Origin of the sequence: Clostridium sp. UBA7503 (assembly GCF_002477055.1) — a bacterium.
Taxonomy (GTDB): Bacteria; Bacillota; Clostridia; order Clostridiales; family Clostridiaceae; genus Clostridium_J; species Clostridium_J sulfidigenes.
In genome coordinates this window covers 1-4,838 of sequence record NZ_DLNT01000004.1, presented here as the reverse complement: position 1 = coordinate 4,838, position 4,838 = coordinate 1, and the positions used below count along the sequence as shown (strand labels likewise).

Sequence of the window (4,838 nt, the reverse complement as noted above, 5' to 3'; positions counted from 1 at the left end):
AACTAACCATTTAGATGCTATTTCAAAGGCTGAACTTAAAAAAGCTCTTATTGACTTTAAGGGTACTCTCCTTTTAGTTTGCCATGAAGTTGATTTCTATAAAGATTTAGCAACTCAGGTTTGGAATATGGAAGAACTTTTAGTATAATAAATAAGGAGCAGCTATAAATTTATAGCTGCTCCTTATTTATATATCCTTATTCAGTTTTAGACTCTACTCTAATCCAAGATTCACAATAGCCTTTGCCACGCTCTTTTTCATAATACATTTCTAAATCATAACCTTCTAATTTATTATAAGTAGATGTGGGTAACCATTCAGCATGTGCTCTCTTATTTAAATCTTGAAAAGCAGTACTAACATCATCAATATCATATTCCTCTGAAGTAAAAATCGCCCATGTAGCTGATGGAATCTCTACTATTTTATAACCTGTGGTATCACTTTTATCACTCTTTAAAGAGCATATCATATATGGAAAAGTAGTTCCACCTGTTTTCCTATAATCACATATTGCATTTACTGGACATAACTCCTCTTGATTATTTAAATTCCTTGTAGATTTAGCTAATTTATCACATTCCCCATTATTTAATACTTCATCCCAAAACTTTGGTATCTCCCTTAAATTTTCATCATAATTTGTGTCAAATATTCTTTCAATGCCATAAACTTGAAAAGCATCTCTTTTCTCGATCCTATACTTCATTTCACTTACTCCTTTAATAGAAATTTGAAAGGATATACGTGGATATGCTTTTAGACCAATCCCCTTATTTCTTGCTGATGTAGGAGTAATACCATGCAAATTCTGAAATGCACGGGTAAACGCCTCTGGTGATTCATACCCATATTTTAGTGCAATATCAATAACCTTCATAGAGCTATTTTGCAGTTCAAAAGCTGCCATAGTCATTCTTCTACGTCTAACATACTCAACCATTGAAATATCAGTAATAAAAGAAAACATCCTTTGAAAGTGATGTACTGAATATCCAATTTCATTAGCCACTTTTTCATAATCAATTCTATTAGTTATATTACTTTCCATATATTCAATGGCTCTATTCATTTTGTCTAAAAGTTCCATATCTATCCCCCCTTTAATAAAAGTATATCAAGTTACAACACATTGAGCCTTGCAGTTCTTGTCCTCTTCTGCAAGGTTATTTAGTTTAAATTATATATTATACTAGAATATATTTCTATATTATTATTTCACTCATAAAAATTAATTTATATACAAAAACAAAGGCATTAACTAAATATATAAAGTCAATACCTTTATTTTTATTGATACATTTATATTTTAAGGATAAATATATTAGGGGTAAATTAGGGGTATATATATTATCCTAAAAACATTTCTAAATCTTCATCTACAGTTCCTATGCCTGCAATCCCAAAAGTCTCTACTAATACTTTTGCTACATTGGGTGATAAGAATCCCGGAAGTGTTGGTCCTAGATGAATATTTTTTACACCTAAATAAAGTAATGCTAGAAGTACTATTACAGCCTTTTGTTCATACCATGCTATGTTATAAGCTATAGGAAGTTCATTTACATCATTTAGTTCAAATATTTCTTTTAATTTTAAAGCTATTACAGCTAATGAGTAAGAATCATTGCATTGTCCTGCATCTAAAACCCTGGGAATTCCACCTATATCACCAAGATTTAATTTATTATAACGATATTTTGCACATCCCGCAGTTAATATTACCGTATCTTTTGGTAATTTTTCTGCAAATTCTGTATAATAATTTCTTGATTTCATTCTTCCATCACAACCAGCCATAACAAAGAACTTCCTAATAGCACCAGATTTAACAGCTTCCACTACCTTATCTGCTAAAGCAAATACTTGTGCATGAGCAAAACCTCCTACAATTTTGCCCTTCTCGATTTCTTTAGGAGATGGTAATTTTTTAGCATGTTCTATAATCTCACTGAAATCTTTACTTTTGCCATCTTCTCTATCTTTAATATATTTAAATCCTGGATATCCAGTAGCACCTGTAGTATAAACTCTATCTGCATAACTTTCCTTTGGTGGTACTATACAATTTGTTGTAAACAGTATTGGCCCATTAAAAGGTTCAAATTCTTCATTTTGTTTCCACCAAGCATTACCATAGTTACCTACAAAATTAGAATGTTTCTTAAAGAATGGATAATAGTGAGCTGGTAACATTTCACCATGAGTATAAACATCTACACCTGTATCTTTTGTTTGTTCTAAAAGCTCTTCTAAATCCTTTAAATCATGTCCTGATATCAATATAGCAGGGTTATTTCTAACTCCTATATTTACTTCAGTAATTTCTGGATTTCCATAAACACCTGTATTGGCAGCATCTAGCATTGCCATAGTATCCACACCAAACTTACCTGTTTCTAAAGTAAGGGAAACTAGTTCATCTGCACTTAATGTATTATCTAATGTAGCTACTAATGCCTTTACCATAAAATCATAAACTTCTTCATTTTCTTTTCCTAAATTTAATGCATGTTCAGCATATGCTGCCATACCTTTTACACCATAAATAATTAATTCTCTAAGAGAACGTACATCTTCATTTTCAGTAGATAATATTCCAACTTCAATAGCCTTTGATTTTTCTAAAAGCTCTAAATCACCTTCTACTACAAAAGTAGCAGCATCATGTAATTCTCCTAAATTTATTCCTTTATCCAATAATTCTTTCTTAACTTCTTCTCTAAGTTCTATAGCTTTCTTTATTTTTTCAACAAATGCAAACTCATCAAAATTAGCATTTGTAATAGTCATAAATAATCCACTTACTATAAAGTGATTAGCTTTAGGAAATCTAATGCCTTTCTCTAATCCTTTTTGCTGAAAAATAGCCATTCCCTTCAATGCATAAATCATTAAATCTTGTAAGTTAGCAACCTTCTCTGTCTTTCCACATACACCTCTTATTGTACAGCCTGTACCTTTTGCAGTTTCTTGACATTGATAGCAAAACATACTCATCTAAAAACCTCCTTTAAAATTTTGGTTTAATTGGTTTTTTTATCTATATTAATATAATATGTAATTATATGCTTAATTTCGGTATCTCAGGATACCATTATCGTAAATTTTCGAAAATTATGATTATTTATTTTTAATCTATAATCACAATATGGATATATAAAAAGAGACTTTCTGAAAATAGAATTTTCTATTTTCAGAAAGCCTCTTTTGAATAACTCTTTATCCTAGACATTCCTTTAACTTTTTTAAATCAATTATTCTAAAGGAGCTTCTGTGAAAATCTATAATTCCTTCTTCCTTCATATTTATTAGTTCTCTTGAAAGGGAAGGTCTAGATACAAGTATATATTCAGCTAATTCATTTCTCTTTAAAGGTATATCAAAGGCAAGACTGTTATTAATACTATATTGCTGAATCAAGTATGTGCTAATCTTCTTCCTTATACTCTTTAATGAAAGAATTTCTACCTTTTCATTTAAGCTAAGAGCCTTTTTAGCTACTATTTGTAACATGTTCTGTATTAGATTTTTATGTCCCTGACACGCTTTATTGCATACTCCGACAATCTTATCTGGGTGTAAAAATAGGATAGTACAATCAGTATAAGCCTCTACAGTTGAAAGCCATCCATCCTTAGAAAAAGCATCTATTTCTCCAAATAAATCTCCTCTTTTCACTCTTGACATCATAACTCTATCACCATCTAAAGTTTCCTTACTAACACTTACTTCACCCTCTAAAACTACTCCTATCCCAGTTAATTTATCTTTTTCAATAGTTATTATATCTCTTTTTTTATAGGTTTTTATGCTAGACTTTAAACAGCTTAATACACTTTTAAGTTTTTCTTTTTCAATATCTTTAAATAATTCAATGGTCATTAACTGATTAATCCATTTTTCATCCATAAGCCTTCACCATTCCTTATTAATCTTTTATTTCTTCATTTTATAGTATAATATCACATTGCACTATAAATTGCTGTAATAAGTGTTACAAACAAAGATTATTTCCTCATATGCTTAACAATTTTAAAATATAAGTGTATTAGTTTACCTAAGATTATTTAACTTGTTAATAGCTAAATTAATCATCTTTTCATGGTCAAAAGCTAATAAGTCTGTATTTTCCATTGAAGGTTTTATATATGCTCCCATGCTTCTACCACTTCCTTTTTTAACACTCTTCTCTAATACTAAATATTCTATTTTTATTTCCTCATTATAAAAAATTAATCTGTAGTTACTTTCCTCCTGACTAGAGCTCAAAATATTTTTTTCAACTCTAAACCAAGCCACTTCTGCTGCATCATCTCCAGCCTTAGGTTTTAATTTATCATAATCTACTAATGCAACATATGAAACACTTATAATCCTATCCCGTGGATCTCTTCCTACGTCTCCAAAGGTATATAATTGCTCTAGATAAACATCATCCACATTGGTTTCTTCCTTCAATTCCCTAAGAGCTGCCGCATCTATATCTTCATCCATATTCACAAACCCTCCAGGAATTGCCCACTTATCTATACAAGGATGATCTTTTCTCTTCACTAACAAGATTTGTAGCTGACTTCTTTCTTCATCCAACTTTTTCTCAGTAAATATTAAAGTATCTACTGTCACTGCAGGCTTCTTATATTTCTCAGAATCATATCTTTCCAAAAATCTTTCCAAGGTCTCACCTCTAGAATTTACTTTTTGTATTTGAGTTGTCATAATTAATTTTTAGGCTCATTGCCTAAAAGTCACCTCCTTCAATTGTTTAGTTTCCTTAACATAAAGATATTCTTTTAGCTTCTTACCACTATGAATTAGTGCTAGTATACTTTTA

4 protein-coding genes are annotated in these 4,838 nt (G+C 30.2%); all 4 read right to left on the bottom strand.

Translation table 11 applies throughout. From position 1 onward, the window contains the following. Positions 1 to 197: 197 nt before the first annotated feature. Positions 198 to 1,091 carry an AraC family transcriptional regulator gene (locus B3630_RS00265; RefSeq protein ID WP_346894470.1) on the bottom strand — a complete coding sequence of 298 codons (894 nt, stop codon included), beginning with the start codon at positions 1,089 to 1,091 and terminating at the stop codon, positions 198 to 200. 260 nt (positions 1,092 to 1,351) lie between these two features. Beyond that, complete coding sequence (hcp, locus tag B3630_RS00260) at positions 1,352 to 3,001, bottom strand: hydroxylamine reductase (protein WP_346894468.1); 1,650 nt, start codon at positions 2,999 to 3,001, stop codon at positions 1,352 to 1,354. A gap of 222 nt (positions 3,002 to 3,223) precedes the next feature. Continuing rightward, on the bottom strand, positions 3,224 to 3,913 hold the full coding sequence (locus tag B3630_RS00255) for a Crp/Fnr family transcriptional regulator (RefSeq protein WP_346894466.1): 690 nt from the start codon (positions 3,911 to 3,913) through the stop codon (positions 3,224 to 3,226). A 144-nt stretch (positions 3,914 to 4,057) separates the two neighbouring features. Further along, positions 4,058 to 4,681: an NUDIX hydrolase gene (locus B3630_RS00250; RefSeq protein ID WP_346894464.1), complete on the bottom strand. Its 624-nt coding sequence runs from the start codon at positions 4,679 to 4,681 to the stop codon at positions 4,058 to 4,060. Positions 4,682 to 4,838 lie beyond the last annotated feature (157 nt).

Coding starts and splice junctions, on each gene's coding strand:
- B3630_RS00265 (WP_346894470.1), bottom strand. CDS start 1,091: ATGGAACTTTTAGACAAAATGAATAGAGCCATTGAATATATGGAAAGT.
- hcp (WP_346894468.1), bottom strand. CDS start 3,001: ATGAGTATGTTTTGCTATCAATGTCAAGAAACTGCAAAAGGTACAGGC.
- B3630_RS00255 (WP_346894466.1), bottom strand. CDS start 3,913: ATGGATGAAAAATGGATTAATCAGTTAATGACCATTGAATTATTTAAA.